This is a genomic window from Tunturibacter empetritectus, from assembly GCF_040358985.1.
GTDB classification, from domain to species: Bacteria; Acidobacteriota; Terriglobia; order Terriglobales; family Acidobacteriaceae; genus Edaphobacter; species Edaphobacter empetritectus.
In genome coordinates this window covers 4,006,727-4,025,579 of the sequence record NZ_CP132932.1, presented here as the reverse complement: position 1 = coordinate 4,025,579, position 18,853 = coordinate 4,006,727, and the positions used below count along the sequence as shown (strand labels likewise).

The 18,853-nt window shown below is 59.9% G+C and carries 15 protein-coding genes; 10 read left to right on the top strand and 5 right to left on the bottom strand.

Going from position 1 to position 18,853, the window contains the following annotated elements; genetic code table 11:
• Window positions 1-10: 10 nt before the first annotated feature.
• The 4 genes from RBB75_RS16775 to RBB75_RS16760 all read right to left on the bottom strand — a co-directional run bounded on the left by RBB75_RS16775 (window position 11) and on the right by RBB75_RS16760 (window position 8,184).
• Window positions 11-868 carry an HAD family acid phosphatase gene (locus RBB75_RS16775; RefSeq protein ID WP_257030904.1) on the bottom strand — a complete coding sequence of 286 codons (858 nt, stop codon included), beginning with the start codon at window positions 866-868 and terminating at the stop codon, window positions 11-13.
• A complete protein-coding gene (locus RBB75_RS16770) occupies window positions 837-2,627 on the bottom strand; it encodes an AMP-dependent synthetase/ligase (protein ID WP_353068728.1) in 1,791 nt (596 codons plus the stop codon). Before RBB75_RS16770 ends, RBB75_RS16775 begins: the two co-directional genes overlap by 32 nt.
• A 146-nt stretch (window positions 2,628-2,773) precedes the next feature.
• The gene (locus RBB75_RS16765) at window positions 2,774-3,427 is read right to left on the bottom strand and encodes a TetR/AcrR family transcriptional regulator (protein ID WP_179637822.1); all 654 of its coding nucleotides are present in this window, start codon (window positions 3,425-3,427) and stop codon (window positions 2,774-2,776) included.
• A gap of 212 nt (window positions 3,428-3,639) precedes the next feature.
• Window positions 3,640-8,184: a glutamate synthase-related protein gene (locus RBB75_RS16760; RefSeq protein ID WP_353068727.1), complete on the bottom strand. Its 4,545-nt coding sequence runs from the start codon at window positions 8,182-8,184 to the stop codon at window positions 3,640-3,642.
• Window positions 8,185-8,407: 223 nt separating this feature from the next.
• Here RBB75_RS16760 and RBB75_RS16755 point away from each other — a divergent pair, with 223 nt between their 5' ends.
• From RBB75_RS16755 to RBB75_RS16710, 10 genes are all read left to right on the top strand, one after another.
• Window positions 8,408-8,848 carry an arginine repressor gene (locus tag RBB75_RS16755; protein ID WP_179637820.1) on the top strand — a complete coding sequence of 147 codons (441 nt, stop codon included), beginning with the start codon at window positions 8,408-8,410 and terminating at the stop codon, window positions 8,846-8,848.
• Window positions 8,841-9,959: an N-acetyl-gamma-glutamyl-phosphate reductase gene (argC, locus tag RBB75_RS16750; protein ID WP_353068726.1), complete on the top strand. Its 1,119-nt coding sequence runs from the start codon at window positions 8,841-8,843 to the stop codon at window positions 9,957-9,959. Before RBB75_RS16755 ends, argC begins: the two co-directional genes overlap by 8 nt.
• Window positions 9,956-10,738, top strand: coding sequence for an acetylglutamate kinase (argB, locus tag RBB75_RS16745; protein WP_179637819.1), 783 nt, complete (start codon window positions 9,956-9,958; stop codon window positions 10,736-10,738). Before argC ends, argB begins: the two co-directional genes overlap by 4 nt.
• On the top strand, window positions 10,735-12,015 hold the full coding sequence (locus RBB75_RS16740) for an aspartate aminotransferase family protein (protein ID WP_353068725.1): 1,281 nt from the start codon (window positions 10,735-10,737) through the stop codon (window positions 12,013-12,015). The genes argB and RBB75_RS16740 overlap by 4 nt, the downstream gene beginning before the upstream one ends.
• Window positions 12,008-13,096, top strand: coding sequence for an ornithine carbamoyltransferase (gene argF, locus RBB75_RS16735; protein ID WP_353068724.1), 1,089 nt, complete (start codon window positions 12,008-12,010; stop codon window positions 13,094-13,096). Before RBB75_RS16740 ends, argF begins: the two co-directional genes overlap by 8 nt.
• 248 nt (window positions 13,097-13,344) lie before the next feature.
• On the top strand, window positions 13,345-14,685 hold the full coding sequence (gene argG / locus RBB75_RS16730; RefSeq protein ID WP_353068723.1) for an argininosuccinate synthase: 1,341 nt from the start codon (window positions 13,345-13,347) through the stop codon (window positions 14,683-14,685).
• Window positions 14,686-14,717: 32 nt separating this feature from the next.
• Entirely contained in the window at window positions 14,718-15,317 is a 600-nt protein-coding gene (locus RBB75_RS16725; RefSeq protein ID WP_353068722.1) for a hypothetical protein, read from the top strand.
• A 353-nt stretch (window positions 15,318-15,670) separates the two neighbouring features.
• Window positions 15,671-17,083 carry an argininosuccinate lyase gene (gene argH, locus RBB75_RS16720; RefSeq protein WP_353068721.1) on the top strand — a complete coding sequence of 471 codons (1,413 nt, stop codon included), beginning with the start codon at window positions 15,671-15,673 and terminating at the stop codon, window positions 17,081-17,083.
• Window positions 17,084-17,091: 8 nt separating this feature from the next.
• Window positions 17,092-17,313 (top strand): hypothetical protein, encoded by a 222-nt coding sequence (locus RBB75_RS16715; protein WP_179637813.1) that lies wholly within the window; start codon window positions 17,092-17,094, stop codon window positions 17,311-17,313.
• An 18-nt stretch (window positions 17,314-17,331) separates the two neighbouring features.
• Window positions 17,332-17,937 carry a GNAT family N-acetyltransferase gene (locus RBB75_RS16710; RefSeq protein WP_179638849.1) on the top strand — a complete coding sequence of 202 codons (606 nt, stop codon included), beginning with the start codon at window positions 17,332-17,334 and terminating at the stop codon, window positions 17,935-17,937.
• A 117-nt stretch (window positions 17,938-18,054) separates the two neighbouring features.
• Here RBB75_RS16710 and RBB75_RS16705 read toward each other — a convergent pair whose 3' ends face one another.
• Complete coding sequence (locus tag RBB75_RS16705; RefSeq protein WP_353068720.1) at window positions 18,055-18,846, bottom strand: ABC transporter ATP-binding protein; 792 nt, start codon at window positions 18,844-18,846, stop codon at window positions 18,055-18,057.
• Window positions 18,847-18,853: the final 7 nt, after the last annotated feature.

Genomic DNA, 18,853 nt, shown 5'->3' with positions numbered 1-18,853 from the left:
CTGCAAACCCCTAAGGCAAATAGTAAAAGGGATTCGGTAGTTTTACGCTGATTTCCGCTCTTGGCTCCCCATTCAGGTCACTCCACTGATCCCCCACGCTCATCACAATGCGATACCCTGCATCCACAATCCTCTTCCGCTCCTCGCTCTTGTAGGCAACCGTAGCCATCGTCTTCTCAGGCCCCTCGCGCAACGCAAGCCCCTTCCATCCCCGATACCCCGCGGCCTCCAGGTTCTTCGCCGTGGCCGCCTTTTGCTCCCCAGGCCGACCCGTAATAAAAAAGACCTCCAGCCCCGCAGCCCGAGCTTCGTTGAACAACCGAAGTGTCCCCGGTATCGCCATATCCGCTTCGGCGGAGACCGCCCACTCATTGAAAGGCACCGAGATAAATCCGTAGTCCTCCCGCTTCATCTCGCAGTAGTTCGTCAGCGCAGTCTCATCGATATCCAGCACCAGCGCCAACTTCTCGCCAGTCTTCTCCGCAGCGATCAGCCGCTTCAACTCTGCCTCGGCCCTCTTCGCTTGAGCGTCCAGATCCGCCCAGTAACACCCACCCGTCCCCACGCAATCGGCGTAGTCCTCCAGCCGATACCGCGCCACACCGAAGTTCTCCATCGGCTCCGCCGCCACCACCATCGTCGGATCAGCCGCCGCCGTCTCCGCCGTAGCCACTGCGACTTCCACCGTAGGCCTCGGCCCCACCCGAGGCCGCAAACTAGCCGCCTGCTTCCCCGACGGCACAGCACAAACCGGCGGCCCAACCTGCGCCAGACAAACTCCACCAGCCAGCGCCACCACACCCACCAAACGCAACCCGCCGCCTAAAGCACTTAGCTCACCGCTTCGATGCAGTCGCCTCATCCGCATAGAAATCTCCAATCTCCTTCGCGTACTTCTGCTCCACCACACGCCGTTTCAGCTTCATACTAGGAGTCAGCGTTCCATCCTCCACGCTCCACTCGTCAGCAACCAAACTCATCCGCTTCATACTCTCGAAGTTCGCCAGACCCATATTCACCTTATCCACGATCTCCTGGTAAGCCTTCACCACCTTCGCATCCTTCACCAGAGCCGCACGATCCCCCGCAGCAACTCCCTGCCCCTTCGCCCATCCCTCAAGCGCCGCAAAGTTCGGCGAAATCAGCACACACGCAAACTTGTGTTTATCTCCCACCAGAGCCGCCTGCCCCACTAGAACATTCGCCTTCAGCTTATTCTCAATTGGCTGCGGAGCAATCAGCTTCCCGCCACTGGTCTTCAACAGCTCCTTCTTCCTGTCCGTAATCGACAAGTACCCGTCCGTATCGATATTCCCAATATCACCAGTCTTGAACCACCCATCCGCAGTAAACGCCTCCTTCGTCGCTTCCTCCTTCTTCCAATACCCCACAAACACCGAAGGGCCTCTCACCTCCAGTTCTCCATCTTCCGCAAACCGGCACTCCACATTCTTCAGCGCCTGCCCAACCGTCCCAATCCGGTGCGCCTCCGGATAGTTCACCGCAATCACCGGCGAGGTCTCCGTCAACCCATACCCTTCAAAGATCCGAATCCCTACATCCGCAAACCATCCCGCCGAATCCATCCCCAGCGGCGCGCCGCCCGAGATAAACACCTCCGCGCGCCCCCCAAACGCCTCGCGAATCTTCGAGTACACCAGCTTGTTCGCAACCTTCCAGCTCAGCGAACCAGGAGTCTTTCCCCCCAATATCTCCGCCCGATGCTTCTTCCCCACGCCCAGAGCCCAGCGCAGTATCTTCAACTTCGCCGGTGACGCAGCCGACTTCCCCTCCACCGCCTGCCGAATCTTTTCATACACCCGAGGCACCGCAAGAAACACCGTCGGCTTCACCGCCTGCATCGCCGGCGCCAGCTGGTCGAACTTTGGGCAGTAAGCCAGCTTCACCCCATAACTCAGGAACGCATAGTCCGTATGTCGAGCCGTTACGTGCGACAGCGGCAAAAACGAGATGCAGCTGTCCTTCTCCGTAAAACCCATCTCCCCCGTCGAGAAGTTCACGTTGCTGGTCAGATTTCCATGCGTCAACATCACACCCTTCGGTTCACCGGTCGTGCCGGACGTGTAGATAATCGTCGCCAGATCCTCCGGCTTCACCCTCTTCAACATTCCATCGAACTCCACATCTCTCTGCTGCCTCGCCTTCGCGCCATCCATCAACGTGCCAAAGCTCTCAGCATTCGGAAACTCTCCCGCATCCATCACCACCACATGCTTTAACTCCGGCAGATCCCCCGCAGCCGACAGCTTGTCATACTGCTCCCGCGACGACAGCACCGCCACCTTCGAGCCCGAGTCCCGCAACATATATCCAATCTGATCCGGCGTCAGCGTCGGATACAGCGGCACATCCACCGCTCCAATCGACAGCGTCGCAAAGTCCGTCACCGCCCACTCCCACCGGTTCTCCGAAAGAATCGCCACGCGATCGCCCTGGGCCACACCCCAGCCGCGAAGCACATCCGCCAGCGCCCGCACTTGCCCATAAAGCTCATCAGAAGTAATCGGCTTCCACGCCCCATCCGCGCCCTGCCCCATCATCACTGCCCGGCTGCCCCGTCCCGTAACCTGCTCCAGAACATCATTCAAAGTCGAAAAATCAAACATCGTCTCTCCCCAAAAATCTAATGCTGCTGTTGTAACTGTGCGTTTTCTATTCTTTCAAATCTGGAAGTTGGTCATCTGGAGTCATGCGGGAAACCGCTGGCGTAATCATTTGCGGTTGCTTTTCTTCTAACATCACATTGCAGCCGTCACTTCGTCTGAATCCCGCTCAGCAGCACATCCATCACCTGAGCAGCCGTCGCCTTCGAATCATAGACCCGCCCTGTAAACACAGCAGAACTCAGCAGCTCATCGATCGCCCCGAACATGCAGTGAGCCACCACGCCATCGGAAACATCCCGCCGGAAGATCCCCTCCTGCTGCCCCCGCCGCACCACCTCGCGCACCACCTGGATGTACTTCACCAGATGATGATGCGAAAACTCCGCGATAAACTTCGCGCTCTGCCGCACCTCGGTCTGCATCAACACCGCCATGCTGCGATTCACCGCATGACTCTCCAGGTGAACCTGCGCGATGTACTCCAACTGCGCCCGCGGATCATGCAGAGTCCTGAACTCCTCCTCCACCTGCCGATGAAACTTATCGAAGGTCGAGTCGATCGCCGTCCGCAGCACGTCATCCTTACTCTTGAAGTAGAGATAGATCGTCCCATCCGCCACCCCGGCGCGCTTCGCAATCGCACTCACTGGCGAGCTGAAATAGCCATGCTCGGCGATCACCTCCACCGCCGCATCCAGAATGCGTTGATATTTTTCGCTTCCGGGTCCCGTTGCCGGCACCTCTGCCCTAATCGAATCAGGCCTCGTCTTCTTCGCTAATCGTTTCAGTCCAGGCCTCAAACCGGAAATCTCCGGTGCCGCCACTCTAATGAATCCACACAACTTTGCCAAGAATGAATTAGGATTCATTGCCCCAAAATGAATCTTTATGCAACTCGCATTTGACGAACCGTGTCCAACGATGCGGAGTCGTAGGCTAGCTAGTCGCCCTCCCACACCGTGGAGGCGCGTTCATACCAGGCCACACGCAACGCAGCAGCCTGATCAAACGCCTAAGCTTGGGGACGCGGAGTCAACCGAATGAACCCCACCGCCCGCGCAGGCCAATCCGCCAGCATCGTCTGCCCAAGCCCACTCCCCGACTCCCTGACATGCTCTGCAATCAAAGCCCGCAGACTCTCCTGCGCCTCCGCCCCAACAGCATCAAATGCTTCAGCATCAATGAACTCCGAATGATACCTCAACCCCGACACAAAGGACCCATCGGCATCAAAAACCCACGCCAGACCGCCCGTCATCCCAGCGCCAAAGTTGATCCCCACCCTGCCAAGAATCGCCACCACTCCCCCAGTCATGTACTCGCACCCGTGGTCGCCAACTCCCTCGACGACAGCAATCGCACCGGAGTTTCGAACCGCAAACCGTTCTCCCGCCCGCCCCGCCGCGAACAACCTTCCAGACGTCGCCCCATAAAGAGCAACATTCCCCAGAATCACATGCTTCCCGCTGTCCTTCGCCGCCAATCCACGCGCCCGAATCACAAGCTCGCCACCCGACAGCCCCTTCCCAACGAAATCATTCGCCTGTCCCTCGAGCACCAGCTTCATTCCATCCACCGTGAACGCGCCAAACGACTGCCCAGCCGTCCCCGTCAGGTTGAACGTAACATCCGCCACAAGCTCTCCCTGCGCTCGACGCAGCGCCAGCTCTCCCGCCAACCGCGAACCAACCGCGCGATCGCTGTTAGCAATCTTTGAGTCCACCACAAACGGCTCTCCAGCATCCGTCGCCGCCATCGCCGGCCCAACCCAGGCCTCATCCAGCGGCGGCCCCGCCACAGGCTGCGTATTCCGCACGCCCATAAACCGGCTTGGCCCATCCGATACCTTCGCCAGCATTGGCTGCAGATCAAGATTCCCATCGAACCGCACCTGCTCCAGCAGATCCGCCCGCCCAATCGCCGCCTCAATCGAAGGCAGCCCATAGCGAGCCAGCAGATGTTGCAGATCCCCCGAGAGCTGCTCAAAAAACCGAACCACATGCTCCGGCTTCCCCCGAAACTTCGCCCGCAGCTCCGGCTTCTGCGTCGCAATCCCGGTCGGACAGGTATTCAAGTGACACTGCCGCGCCATATCGCAACCCAGAACCACCAGCACCGCCGTCCCAAACGCATACTCATCCGCACCCAGCAGCGCCGCAATCAAGATATCCCGCGCCGTAGCCAGCCCGCCATCGGTACGCAGTCTTACGCGTCCGCGCATGCCGTTCTGCATCAGCACCTGCTGCGCCTCAGCTAGCCCCAGCTCCCAGGGATTCCCCGCATACTTGATGCTCGAAAGCGCAGCCGCACCAGTCCCGCCTGTGTTCCCAGCGATCACGATGTAATCCGCATAAGCCTTCGCCACACCAGCCGCAACCGTACCCACACCACAACCCGACACCAACTTCACGCCAATCGCAGCCTTCGGATTAACTCGCTTTAGGTCATAGATCAGCTGCGCCAGATCCTCGATCGAGTAAATATCATGATGCGGCGGTGGTGAGATGAGCGACACCCCCGGCTGAGCATGACGCAACCGCGCAATCAATCCACTCACCTTATGCCCCGGCAGTTGTCCACCTTCACCAGGCTTCGCTCCCTGCGCCACTTTGATCTCAATCTCCTCAGCGTGCACGAGATACTCAGCCGTAACACCAAACCGCCCCGACGCAATCTGCTTGATCTTGTTGTTCAGGTTCATGTTTGAGGACACATGCACCGCAGGCGCTTCTACCGCAGCCTCGGCCACCGCCGCGCCTCCGCCCGACCGAGCAGCCAAACTCATCCCTCCGCCCGAATCTACCCGCTCCGCCCCTTCAGGATGCAGCCGGTAGACCGCCGAATCCTCGCCACCCTCACCCGTATTCGACCGCCCGCCCAGCATATTCATCGCAGCCGTAATCGTCTGGTGAGCCTCCGGGCTCAAAGACCCAAGCGACATCGCACTCGCCACAAACCGCTTACACAAACTCGCAGGCGTCTCCACATCACTCAACGACAGCTCAGGCCCCGCCGGACGAATCTCCAGCAGATCCCGCAACACCGCAGGATCACGCGCAATCACATCCCGCGTATAGATCGCGAACGCACCCGCAGGGTCCGCAGGCTGCGGCACATTCCGCGCACTCCCCACTACCGACTGCAACGCCTTCACCGTCGGCGGCTGCCACGCATGCGGCTCCGAGACATCCGCCTTCCTAAACCGCACCCAGCCATAATCCGGCAACTCCGCCGAAGCCGCAGCAGCAGCCTCACCCGGCGTCCACGTTTGACGCAACTGCCGCTCCACCTCGGCAAATCCAACACCAGACAATGGAGCCGGCGTTCCAAAGAAACATCGCGCCACCACACTCGAGTGCAAGCCGAGGATGTCGAACAGATGCGCCCCGCGGTAGCTGTCCACCACCGAGATCCCCATCTTCGACATCACCTTCGCGAGCCCTCCGTCAAGCGACTTCATCATCTTCCGCTCAGCATCCGCCGCATCCGTACCCGCAGGCGCAAGACTCCTGCCCGTCTCCAGCGCAAGCCACGGACAAACCGCACCCGCTCCATAACCAATCAGCACCGCAGCATGATGAATATCCCTGCAATCCCCAGCCTCAACCGCAAGCCCAGCCAACGTCCGCAGACCAGCATCCACCAGCGAATGATGCACCGCTCCGGTAGCCATCGCCATCGGAATCGGCAACCTCTCCACACTCGCACTGCGATCAGACAGCAACAGAATCCGAGCTCCCTCGCGCACCAGCTTGATCGCTTGCATGCACAGCTCATCAATCCCCTGCGTCAGCGTCTTCTCCGCACCAAACACCGCCTGCAACTCCGCCAGCTTCAGCTCTTCCTTGTGCGGATACTCCCCCTTCCGCAACGCCTCCACCTGCCCCAGCGTCAAAAAGGGAGAAGGCAGCGACACTCCAGGCAGCGGCGCATTCTTATCCAGCATGTGAGGCCAAGGCCCAAGCCGCGTATGCAGCGACACCACGCAGGACTCGCGCAACGAGTCGATCGGCGGATTGGTCACCTGCGCAAACCTCTGTCGAAAGTACGCATAGATCGGACGCGGCGACCGAGCCAGAAACGCCAGCGGCGTATCATCGCCCATCGAATACACAGCGTCCTTCCCCTCCAGCGCCATCGGCTGCAGAATCATCTTCACGTCTTCACGCGTATACCCAAACCCACGCTGGACCGCAGCCAGCGCAGCCGAATCCACCGCCCCCGCCTCAGCCGCAATCAGCGGTGTGTCTTCCATCAACTTCGCGTAAGTCGCCCCCGCATCAAACAGCTCCAGCAACTCCTCATCCTCATAAACCTTGTGGTGCTCCAGATCCACCAGCAGCATCTGCCCGGGCCCCAACCGTCCGCTATGCGTCACCTCTTCCGGATCGAGATCCACCAGCCCCGCCTCCGACCCCGCAACCACAAGCCCCCCACTAGTAATTGCAAATCGACAAGGCCGCAGTCCATTCCGATCCAGCGCTGCACCTACAACGCGTCCATCGCTGAACGCAAGCGCAGCCGGACCATCCCAAGGCTCTGCGCAATCCGTGTGGTACCTCAAAAAAGAAGACTCATGATGCCCTTCCGTCGCGGGCGGCAGCAGCATCCGAACCGCCTCAGCCAGCGTCCTCCCGTTCTGCGACAGCAGTTCCACCGCCTCATCCAGACTCGTAGAGTCCGTCCCATCCTTCGTCAGCACCGGCTTGCACTCCACCGGCAGCGTCGAGTCGCGAGCATCCATCCGCGCCCTATTTCCCCACACCGTATTGATCTCGCCGTTATGCCCCAGCTTCCGCCCCGGCTGAGCGCGATGCCAAGTAGGGGACGTATTCGTCGCATAACGCTGATGAAACACCGCGAACGGCGTAACGTAATCCTCTGAAGCCAGATCAGGATAAAAGTCACGCAGAAAAACGCCCGTGCACATCGCCTTATAGACAATCGTCTGCGACGACATCGAGCACACATACCCCGTTACATCGCCCTGCTCATGCGCCCGCTCAAATTGCTTCCGCGCAAGATACAGCCGCCGCTCCATCGTCTCCGGCTCTGCATCCGTCGCATCGACGATCAGCACCTGACGAATCTTCGGCATCGTCTCCAGCGCCGTCTGCCCTAGGTATTCCGTCTTCACAGGCACATCGCGCCAACACAAAATCTCAAAGTCATGAGACTGCAGACACCGATCCACAATCTCTTCAGCACGCGTCTCCGCCATCGGAATTAGCAGCATCCCAACGCCCAGCACTTGTTTTTCATCAATCGAAAGATTCGCAGCTTTAACCAGCAGAGACCGCGGAACCGCAGTCATCACGCCAACCCCGTCGCTGCTCTTCCCATCAGCCGCCGTCGCACCGCGATGCGCCAGCCGTCCCAGCGCGGTCAGGGCCTGCTCCAGAATCACATGCGAAGCCGCAGCATCCACCGAAGCAACAAAACCTACACCACAAGAGTCATGATCGAAACGCTCGTCAATTAGCGACGGCGAAACCGCGGAAGACACACCCACATCACGGCGAGTTGGGGACAAACTAGCTGCCAGGGACCGTTCCATGCTTCACTATACGTCGCACCCGGCAGCAAAATCCCGGGCGCGACCCTTCCTTTTGTGTGGAGCGCTCGTCAACCGAGAAAAAAGACGAGACAGCATTATGTATAAATATACATAAAATAATGTATATTTATACACATCAACCTCATCTACCTAATTGAGTTCATCTACTAAATTGAGCCGCTGTTGACGACTTAGCTACGCAAACACAGGTACAACAAATCCAATGAAACAACAGCGTCACGCCGTAATTCGAGAGTTACTGGTAAAGTCTGCGGTCACCAGCCAGGATGAGTTACGCCGAAAACTAGCCGGACGCGGATTTCACGTCACTCAAGCAACATTATCGCGCGATATTCATGAGCTTAGATTAAATAAAGGACCAAACGGCTACTCTCTTCCCAACGGCAACGACTCCGACGAGGACGCGCTCCCCGGGATCCGAGAAGTACTTGAAAGCTTCGGCCTCGAAGTCCGTCAGGCCATCAACCTCCTCGTCCTCGTCACCACCACCGGAAGCGCTCAACCCATCGCCGCTGGCATTGACTACGAGGACTGGCCCGAGGTGATAGGCACTATCGCCGGCGACGACACTGTCCTCATCATCTGTCCGGACGAGAAACAAGCAAACCTGTTGAAGACACGAATCGAAGACTACCTTGGCTAACTCAACCATCTCAATGACAAACGTACTTGAACAACCCGCCGCACGCACCACCGCGCCCCGCACTGCCATCGCCGGCATCGGCGGCTACGCCGGTGGCGAACTCGCCCGCCTGCTCCTGCATCATCCCCGACTCCGCGGAAACGCGCCAACACTCCTTGGCCGAGCCGGAGAACCAGAGTCCACCAGCCTGCACTACCTCGAAGACATTCATCCCCAGCTTGCCGTCGCAGGCGATCAACACGCCCATCCGATCCTTCCCTTCTCCTGGAACCGCATCACCGACACCGGAACCGAAGTCCTATTCCTCGCCACACCGCACGAGCAATCCCGCGAGTGGGTTCCTCAGGCCATCGAACGCGGCATCAAGGTCATCGACCTCAGCGGCGCATGGCGGCTCCAGCACCACACCAACCGCGCCGTCTACAAGCTCAAAGACGCCAACGCCGACCACGCCGCCCAGCTTCAACAAGAAGCCGTCTACGGCTGCCCCGAGCTTCACCGCGACGAGATCCGCAACGCCCGCCTCGTCGCCAACCCCGGCTGCTACGCCACCTCCATCCTCCTCGCCCTAGCCCCGCTCCTCCAGGCCGAGCTAGTTGATCTGGAACACGGCATCATCTGCGACGCAAAATCCGGCGTAAGCGGAGCAGGCAAAGCCCCCACCGCCAAGACCCACTTCATGCATGCGGCCGACAACCTCTCCGCGTACGCAGTCTTCGGCCACCGCCACACCGGCGAACTCCTCGAGCAGCTTCACATCACCTCGGACCAGATCCAGTTCACCCCGCATCTACTCCCCATACCGCGCGGAATCCTGTCCACCATCTACCTCCGCCTCAAAACCAAAACCGAAGCCGCCGCAATCACCACCGTGCTGCAAAACTTCTACCAACACAGTCCGCTGGTCCGGCTCCGCAACACGCCGCACCTGCCGGAGATCCAGCACATCGTTCGCACCAACTTCTGCGATCTCGGCTTTGCACTCGCCGCCGACGGAAACCGTCTGATCCTGGTCTCCTGCCTCGACAATCTTTTAAAAGGAGCCTCCGGTCAGGCGGTTCAAAACCTCAACCTGATGTGCGGATGGAACGAAGAGGAGGGCTTGCTGTGAGATTTGTCGTCAAGCTAGGCGGTGCCGCTCTCGAAGATAAAAAGATCCTCCACGCTTGCGGAAAAGCCATCGCCGATCTCGTCACCGATGGAAATCAGGTCGCCGTCGTCCACGGGGGCGGCGTGCAGCTCACCCGCACCCTCGCCCAGATGGGCAAGAAGAGCGAGTTCATCTCCGGCCTCCGCATCACCGATGCCGAGACCCGCGACGCCGCCCTCATGGTCCTCGCTGGCCGCGTCAACAAGTCCCTCGTCGCGTCCATCGGCACCCACGGCCAGTCCGCCGTCGGCCTCTCCGGCGGTGACGGCCACGTCTTCCGAGCACGCAAGAAAAAAACCACCCCCGACCTCGGCTTCGTCGGCGAGATCGCCGCCATGGACCCCAAGTGGCTCGAAGCCATCTGGGCCATGGGCGCCGTCCCCGTCATCTCCTCCATCGCCCTCGGCTTCGACGGCGAGTACTACAACATCAACGCCGACGAGATGGCCGCCGCCTGCGCCATCGGCGCCAAGGCCGACACTCTCGTCTTCCTCACCGACGTCCCCGGCGTCAAAGGCGCCGACGGCAACGTCATGCGTTGGCTCACCCTCGCCCAGATCCCCGCCATGGAGCAGGCTCAGGTCGTCTCCGGCGGCATGCTCCCTAAACTCAACGCCTGCCGCGACGCCCTCACTCACGGCGTCAAGCGTGTACGCATTCTTCCCGCAGAAGCGGCATCTCTACTACCTGACCTCGTCTCCACACGGGTCAACGACGGAACGGAGGTCATGGTCGCATGAACGAAGCATCCACTCAGAAGCCGAACTTGCAATCCAGCTTGCAATCCATTCAGGCAGCCGAAAAAAAGCTGCTCCTCAACACCTACGAGCGCAACCCCATCCTCTTTGTCAGCGGTGAAGGCGTTCACCTGCGCGACGAAAACGGCAATGACTATCTCGACCTCCTCAGCGGCATCGGCGTCTGCGGCCTCGGTTACAACCACCCCGCAGTAGAAGAGGCCATTGCGCATCAGTCAAAGCGCCTCATCCACACCTCCAACCTGTTCTTCCACGAGCACACCGCCGAACTCGCCCTTCGCCTCACCGAGATCACCGGCCTCGACCGCGTCTTCTTCACCAACAGCGGCACCGAAGCCTGGGAGGCCGCACTCAAGCTGGCCCGCGCCCACGCCGGACTTCTCCGCTCCAAAGGCCGCACCATCGGCACAAAGTTCCTCGCCCTTGACCACAGCTTCCACGGCCGCACCATGGGTTCAGTCGCCACCACAGCGAAAGAAAAATACCGCGAACCCTTCATGCCCGTCATGCCCGGCGTCGACTTCGTCCGCTTCAACAACGTAGCCGACCTTCGCGCAAAGTTCTCATCCGAAGTCTGTGCCATCTGCATCGAGCCCATCCAGGGCGAAGGCGGCATCCACCCAGTCACGCAGAAGTTCTTCGCAGCAGCGCGCGAGCTATGCGACTCCACCGGCGCCCTCCTCATCGCCGACGAGATCCAATCCGGCATGGGCCGCACCGGCAAGTGGTTCGCCTACCAGCACTACAACATCCTCCCCGACGTCACGACGGTAGCCAAGCCCATCGCCAACGGCGTCCCCATGGGCGCGATGCTCTGCACCAACGCCGCCGCCGAAGCAATCACCCCCGGCATGCACGGCACCACCTTCGGCGGCAACCCACTCGCCTGCGCCGTAGCCATCGCCGTCATCGACACCATCAAGCGCGACAACCTCCTCGCCCACATCAACGAGACAGGCGCCTACTTCCACGACCAGCTCACGCAACTGGCCCAGCGCCACGACTGCATCACCGAAGTCCGCGGCAAAGGCCTCATGCTCGGCATTGAGATCAACTCCGCCGACCTTGCCCAGCGCGTCACCGCTCAAATGATGGAGAAGAAAATCATCATCAACCGCACCAGCGAGACCGTCCTCCGTCTCCTTCCACCCTTCATCCTCGAGCGTCAACACGTCGACACCGCCATCAAGGCCTTCGACGAGATCTTCACTGCAGCACTGGCCGGAGCAGCACCGGCAGGAGAAAAATCTCATGGGTAGCAAAACCGTCATTATGAACTCAAAACCCGACACCGAAGACCTCATCCCCCACCGCGCCCCCCTCGGCATCCAGTCCGACACCGCCTTCAGCGAAGCCTCCAAGCGCCTCCACGGCCGCGACCTCTGCTCCATCGCCGACCTCACCGTCGAAGAGATGGCCGCCCTCATGGAGCTCGCCCACGCCGTCAAAGCCAACCCCGAAGACTTTCGCCACGCCCTCGACGCCCGCCAGATGGTCATGTTCTTCGAGAAGGCCTCCCTCCGCACCCGCCTCACCTTTGAGACCGCCATCAACACCCTCGGCGGCAACGCCATCTTCGTCGACCAGACCCAGTCCCCCCTCGGCGAACGCGAGTCCCTCGCCGATATGGCCCACAACATCGAGCGCTGGATGTCCATCATGGTCCTCCGCACCTACGCCCACGACACCATCACCGAGATCGCCGCCTGCTCCAAAATCCCCGTCATCAACGCCCTCTCCGACCTCGAACATCCCTGCCAGGCCATCGCCGACTTCTTCACCCTTGAAGAGCGCTTCGGCTCCGCAGAGGGCCTTCACTTCACCTACGTCGGCGACGGCAACAACGTCTGCCACTCCCTCATGCTCACCGCCGCGCAACTCGGCGCGCACTGCACCGTAGCCACCCCCAAAGGCTTCGCGCCCAAACTCGAAATCATCCACAAAGCGATCGAGATCGCCGAGACCACCGGCGGCAGCATCACCCTCATGCACGACCCCGTCAAAGCCGTCACCGGAGCCGACGCCGTCTACACCGACGTCTGCACCTCCATGGGCTTCGAGCACGAGGCCACCAAGCGCGCCCCCATCTTCAAGCCCTACCAGGTCAACGAAGCCCTCATGGCCCACGCCCAGGCCGACGCCGTCTTCATGCACTGCCTCCCCGCCCACCGTAACGCCGAAGTCACCGACGCCGTCCTCGACGGCCCCCAGTCCCTAGTCTTCGACCAAGCCGAAAATCGCATGCACGCCCAAAAAGCCATCCTGCTCATGCTCCTCGGCGGAGCCAAGCGCACCTCCAACAGCCGCAGCCGAGGCATCCAACCCCGCAAACGCTCCTAAAATGGAAGCTCAATCAACCAATCACTTCGCACAATATTTAGGAGCGGCTATTGGCGGTGTCATTTTTATGGTCTATAGCGCCCTTGGATCGCTTCTAATTTATGGGACTGAACTCACACCTTCAAAGAAGCGTTTCATTCGAATCTGTTATGCAGTGCTGGGTGCGGGTATGCTCACCTGGGGTCTATGGCACCTAGTACTACGTTAGCCGCGCGACACATGCGCCACCATCAGCAATGAGGAATCAAATGTCCGTAATTCTAGAAACCCTCCCCCTCGGCCAAAAAGTCGGCATAGCCTTCTCCGGCGGCCTCGACACCAGCGCCGCGCTCCACTGGATGAAGCAGAAGGGCGCCCTCCCCTACGCCTACACCGCGAACCTCGGCCAGCCCGACGAAGCCGATTACGACGAGATCCCCCGCAAAGCCCTCGAGTACGGCGCAGAAAAAGCCCGCCTCATCGACTGCCGCGGCCCCCTCGTCCGCGAAGGCATCGCCGCCCTCCAATCCGGCGCCTTCCACATCACCACCGCCGGCGTCACGTACTTCAACACCACCCCCATCGGCCGGGCTGTAACTGGGACAATGTTAGTCACGGCGATGAAGGAAGACGACGTCAACATCTGGGGCGACGGCTCCACCTTCAAAGGCAACGACATCGAGCGCTTCTACCGCTACGGCCTCCTCGTCAACCCCGACCTCAAGGTCTACAAGCCCTGGCTCGACGCCGCCTTCATCGACGAGCTCGGCGGCCGCGCCGAAATGTCCGCCTTCATGACCAAGGCCGGCTTCGGCTACAAGATGTCCGCCGAAAAAGCCTACTCCACCGACTCCAACATCCTCGGCGCAACCCACGAAGCCAAGGACCTCGAGCTCCTCACCACCAGCATGAAGATCGTCGTCCCGATCATGGGCACCGCCTTCTGGCGCGACGACGTCACAATTAAACCTGAAGCCATCACCATCCGCTTTGAAGAAGGCTTCCCCGTTGCCCTCAACGGCAAAGAGCTCTCCGACCCCGTAGCCCTCATGCTCGAAGCCAACGCCATCGGCGGCCGCCACGGCCTCGGCATGAGCGACCAAATCGAAAACCGCATCATCGAAGCCAAGTCCCGCGGCATCTACGAGTCACCCGGCCTCGCCCTCCTCTTCATCGCCTACGAGCGCCTCATCACCGGCATCCACAACGAGGACACCATCGAGCAGTACCGCGACAACGGCCGCAAGCTAGGCCGCCTCCTCTACCAGGGCCGCTGGTTCGACCCTCAGGCCATCATGCTCCGCGAAGCCGCCCAGCGCTGGGTCGCCAAACCTGTAACCGGCGAGGTTACAATCGAACTCCGCCGCGGCAACGACTACTCCATCCTCAACACCGCCTCGACCAACCTGACCTTCCACCCCGAGCGCCTCACCATGGAAAAGGGCGAGTCCACCTTCTCCCCCCGCGACCGCATCGGCCAACTCACCATGCGCAACCTAGACATCACCGACACCCGCGCCAAGCTAATCACCTACGCCCAAACCGGCCTGATCACCCTCAGCAAAGGCTCCGAGATGCCCCAACTCAACAGCAGCAACGACAAGAAGTAACCACATACGTAAGCGAGAGGAAACAAGTGTTGATGGACTGCGATACCTTACAGGCCGCTCGAATCGGTGCCGGGGCCGCGATCGTTGGTGGTATTGTTGCCGGAATTTTGTCTGGTGCTTATCAGCACTTTCGCGATTGGTATACGCGACCCAGACTAAAACTTGAATTCGATGCTAACGCAGACAAATTCGAGGCGGCCTGGACCAGCGGAGGCCCTTTCAATGGCGTCCTAATTAGAGTGAGTCTCCGTAATCAAGGAAAAACTGCAGCTCAGAATTGCCGGGTTTTCGTTACGTCTCTCACCAGTCAACATGCTTCCGGAAGTACTCCAACCACGTTCACGGGTTCGCGGCAAATTTCGTGGGCTGGTTGGGACTTTGAACCTAGATCCGTTCAAAAGGGAATTGTTTTCTATCTCGATCTTGCCCGATTCAGCAAGGAACCTCCGTCAGGGTGGCAATTCACATTCAGAGAGACGCGGACAAAGGACGAGGAACTGAAGAAATATACAGGAATCTATCGATTTAGACTGGCTGCTGTCGCTGATAACTGCCCGCCAAACTACTTTGACGTGGATGTTGACTACAACGGCAATTGGAATAATTTGCGCGCATGGACACCATCCAAATGATCGGGTTCTTTTCGACGGCTGCCACAATTGAAGGTCGATCTGCAGAACTGCAATTGCATGGAACCAAACAAAAGGTGAGGCAAATAAACACATGAAAAATGATCTGCCAGCAAACGAACGCCTAGGGGCTTCTGATCCTATGGGTGTTTCTTTCACGGTCGGGGAGTTGCTAGCGTGCCTTAGCCGGTTACGTCCTGACTTGCCAATTTTTCGGGAAGAAACAATGAACGAGGGATTGCAATACATCACCACGCCTTCGTCGATCCGTCAGACGATTACGTGTCTTTTACTCACCTGAACACTCTATTAGTGCCTGACTCGCATTAGACCGTAAGCGGAAAGAAATGATAGATATGTCCAATGAAACAAACCCGAACAAGATGTGGTCCGGCCGCTTTCGCGAACCACTCGACGCCACCTTCGAATCCTGGCAGCGTTCCTTCCCCTTCGACTGGCACCTCGTACCCTACGAAGTAGAAGCCAGCATAGCGCACGCCCGAGCCATTGAAGCCGCAGGCATCCTCACCAGTGAAGAGCTCCTCCAAATGGAAGAAGGCCTCCGCGCCGTAGCCAAACAGCAAGCCGACCAAGGCGAAGCCATCGTCACCGCCAACCCCCAGGCCGAAGACGTCCACCACTACGTCGAACTCGAACTCACCAAACAAATCGGCGACCTAGCCCTCAAGCTCCACACCGGCCGCAGCCGCAACGAGCAGATCGCCACCGACATGCGCCTCTTCGTCCGCGAAGCCATCGACAACACACTCGCGGGCCTCAAAGCATGGCGCAAATCCCTCATCGATCTCGCCGAATCCGCAGGCGAAGCCACCATGCCCTCCTACACCCACCTCCAGCGCGCCGAACCCGTCTTAATCGCCCATTGGCTCTTAGCCTATGTAACGATGATCGAGCGCGACGCCTCCCGCCTCACCGACGCCCGCAAGCGCATGAACCTCTGCCCCCTCGGCTCCGGGGCAGTAGCAGGCGCAACCCTCGCCCTCGACCGCACCATCGCCGCGCGCGTCCTCAACTTCGACGCCCCCACGCCCAACAGCATGGACGCAACCAGCGACCGCGACTTCGCCCTAGAGTTCACCCAAGCCATCGCCACCCTCGGCATCCACATCTCCCGCTTCGCCGAAGAACTCACCCTCTACTCCACCGCCGAATTCGGCTTCCTCGACCTCCCCGAGCGCTTCTCCACCGGCTCCTCCGCCATGCCGCAAAAGAAAAACCCTGATCTCACCGAACTCATCCGCGGCAAATCCGGCCGCTTACTGGGAGCCGCTACGACCCTCGCGACCCTGATAAAGGGCCTCCCCCTCGCCTACAACAAAGACCTGCAGGAAGGCCAGGAACCAGTCTTCGACGCTGCCGACACCATCGCCGGCATCCTCAGCGTCCTCCCCGCCTTCACCTCCTCCCTCAAGTTCCGCTACGACACCATGAAGACCGCCGCCCACTCCGGCTACCTCAACGCCATGGCCGCCGCAACCTACCTCACCGACAAGGGCATCCCCTTCCGCAAAGCCCACGAGCACATCGGCAACGCCGTCCGGCTAGCAATGGGAGAGGGGACCCCCAAAACCCAACGCGAACTCCAGCAACTCACCCTCGAAGAACTCCGCACCATCTGCCCCCAATTCGGCGAAGACTTCTTCCCCGCCATCACCCTCGAAGCCACCCTCGACTGCCACGACGTCATCGGCGGCACCGCCCGCCCCCGCGTCAAAACCGCACTCTCCGAAGCAAAGTCCCGTCTCTAGGAACACGCGTGACGTTTGTTTTTGCCGTCATCCTGAACGCAGTGAAGGACCCCGAAGAACTCAACCAGCCTCTACCGCCCGAACCTTTCTGCCTCAAAGTTCAACCCGGAAGTTTGAGCTTCATCACAAGCGCGGTTCCCCGCACGCGAACCGCATTCCTCAACCCCGCACCAAACCCGGTCCTCAAATCATCCAATACTCTGCGAAAATATAAAGAGGAGCCAAAGTAATTGCCCATCACCCCCCTGATGACTGTGAGTGAATCCACCTCCTCATCGCGCCCACGCGTAGGCGGAGCAACCGTGCGCAAGGCCAAGCTCCCCGACGCCGTCGACATCTTCGACCTCGTCAACTCCCTGTCCGGCGACGGCACCCTCCTCCGCCGCAACTACGCCGAGATCTGCGAGAACATCCGCGACTTCGCCGTAGCCGAATCCCCCATCGACGGCGACTCAGGCGGCGTCTTCCTCGGCTGCGGCGCTCTCCACCTCTACGGTCCCCACCTCGCCGAGGTCCGCTCCATCGTCGTCAAGCCCGAAGCCAAAGGCCAGGGCGCCGGCGGCCGTCTCCTCCGCGCCCTCCTCGAAGAAGCAGAAGAGCAAAAGGTCACCGCCGTCTGCCTCTTCACCCGCATCCCCGACTTCTTCTTTCACTTCGGCTTTCGCGCCGTCGACCGCACCACCCTGCCCGACAAGATCTACAAGGACTGCCAGACCTGCCCCCGCCTCTACGCCTGCGACGAGGTAGCCATGGTCCGCGGCCCCCTGCCAAAGATCGCCGTCCTTGGCCCATCCCGCATCGCACAAACTGAACTAGTCAAACTCCAGACCGGCGTAATCCCCCAGGCAGAATAGAGCGGTTCTCCTCCTTCCGACCAACGGGAGGACCAGCAATCCCAATCGTGCCAGGAAAAGGTATACAAGTCACGAAGTGACCGCCCCACGCGCAGTGGGCCCGTCCGGCAGGACACATCACCAAGCGTGATAAAAGCCATCCCTCTCCGAAAGCTGAACCTCCGTATTAAACAACTCACTCAGCCTCTCCGCGGTCAGCAGCTCCCCCTTCGACCCATCCCCCACAATCTGCCCCTCCCGCATCATCAAAATCCGCTCGATCTCCGGCGGGATATCCGCAATATGGTGCGTGATCAGCATGATCCCAGTCCCCTGCTGCGCCAGCCTCCGCAACAACCCGCGTAGCTCCGCCTGCGCCGCCAGATCCAGCGCATTGGAAGGCTCATCCAGCAGCAACATCCCTGCCGACCCCACCAGCGCCCGCCCAATCATAATGCTCCTCTGCTGCCCCGCCGACATCTCCCCCACCAGCTTCTCCGCAAACCCCACCGCATCAATCTGCTGCAGCACCTCCTCCGCGTGAGCCCGCATAGCCTCCGTCACCACAAGATTCGACCACAGCGTACTACTCGAAAAAAAGCCAGTAATCACGGCATCGCGGCCGCTGGTCTGCAGCGTCTGCTTCCCCGGCAACTCAGCCGAAACCACGCCCAGCCGCTTCTTCAACTCCGTCAGATCCCACCGCTCCCGCCCAAAAATCCTCACCTGCGTCTCCGGCTGCACCAGCGGATAACACTCGCAGGTAATCGTCTTGATCAGCGTCGACTTCCCGCACCCATTCGGACCAAGAATGGCAATATGCTCCCCTGCATTCACCGTCAGATTGATATCGTGAAGAACAACATTCTCTCCGCGGGCTACATTAACATGGGCAAGATGAAGAAACGGCTCGGTTGAGTTTCCTGACATGGCTCCA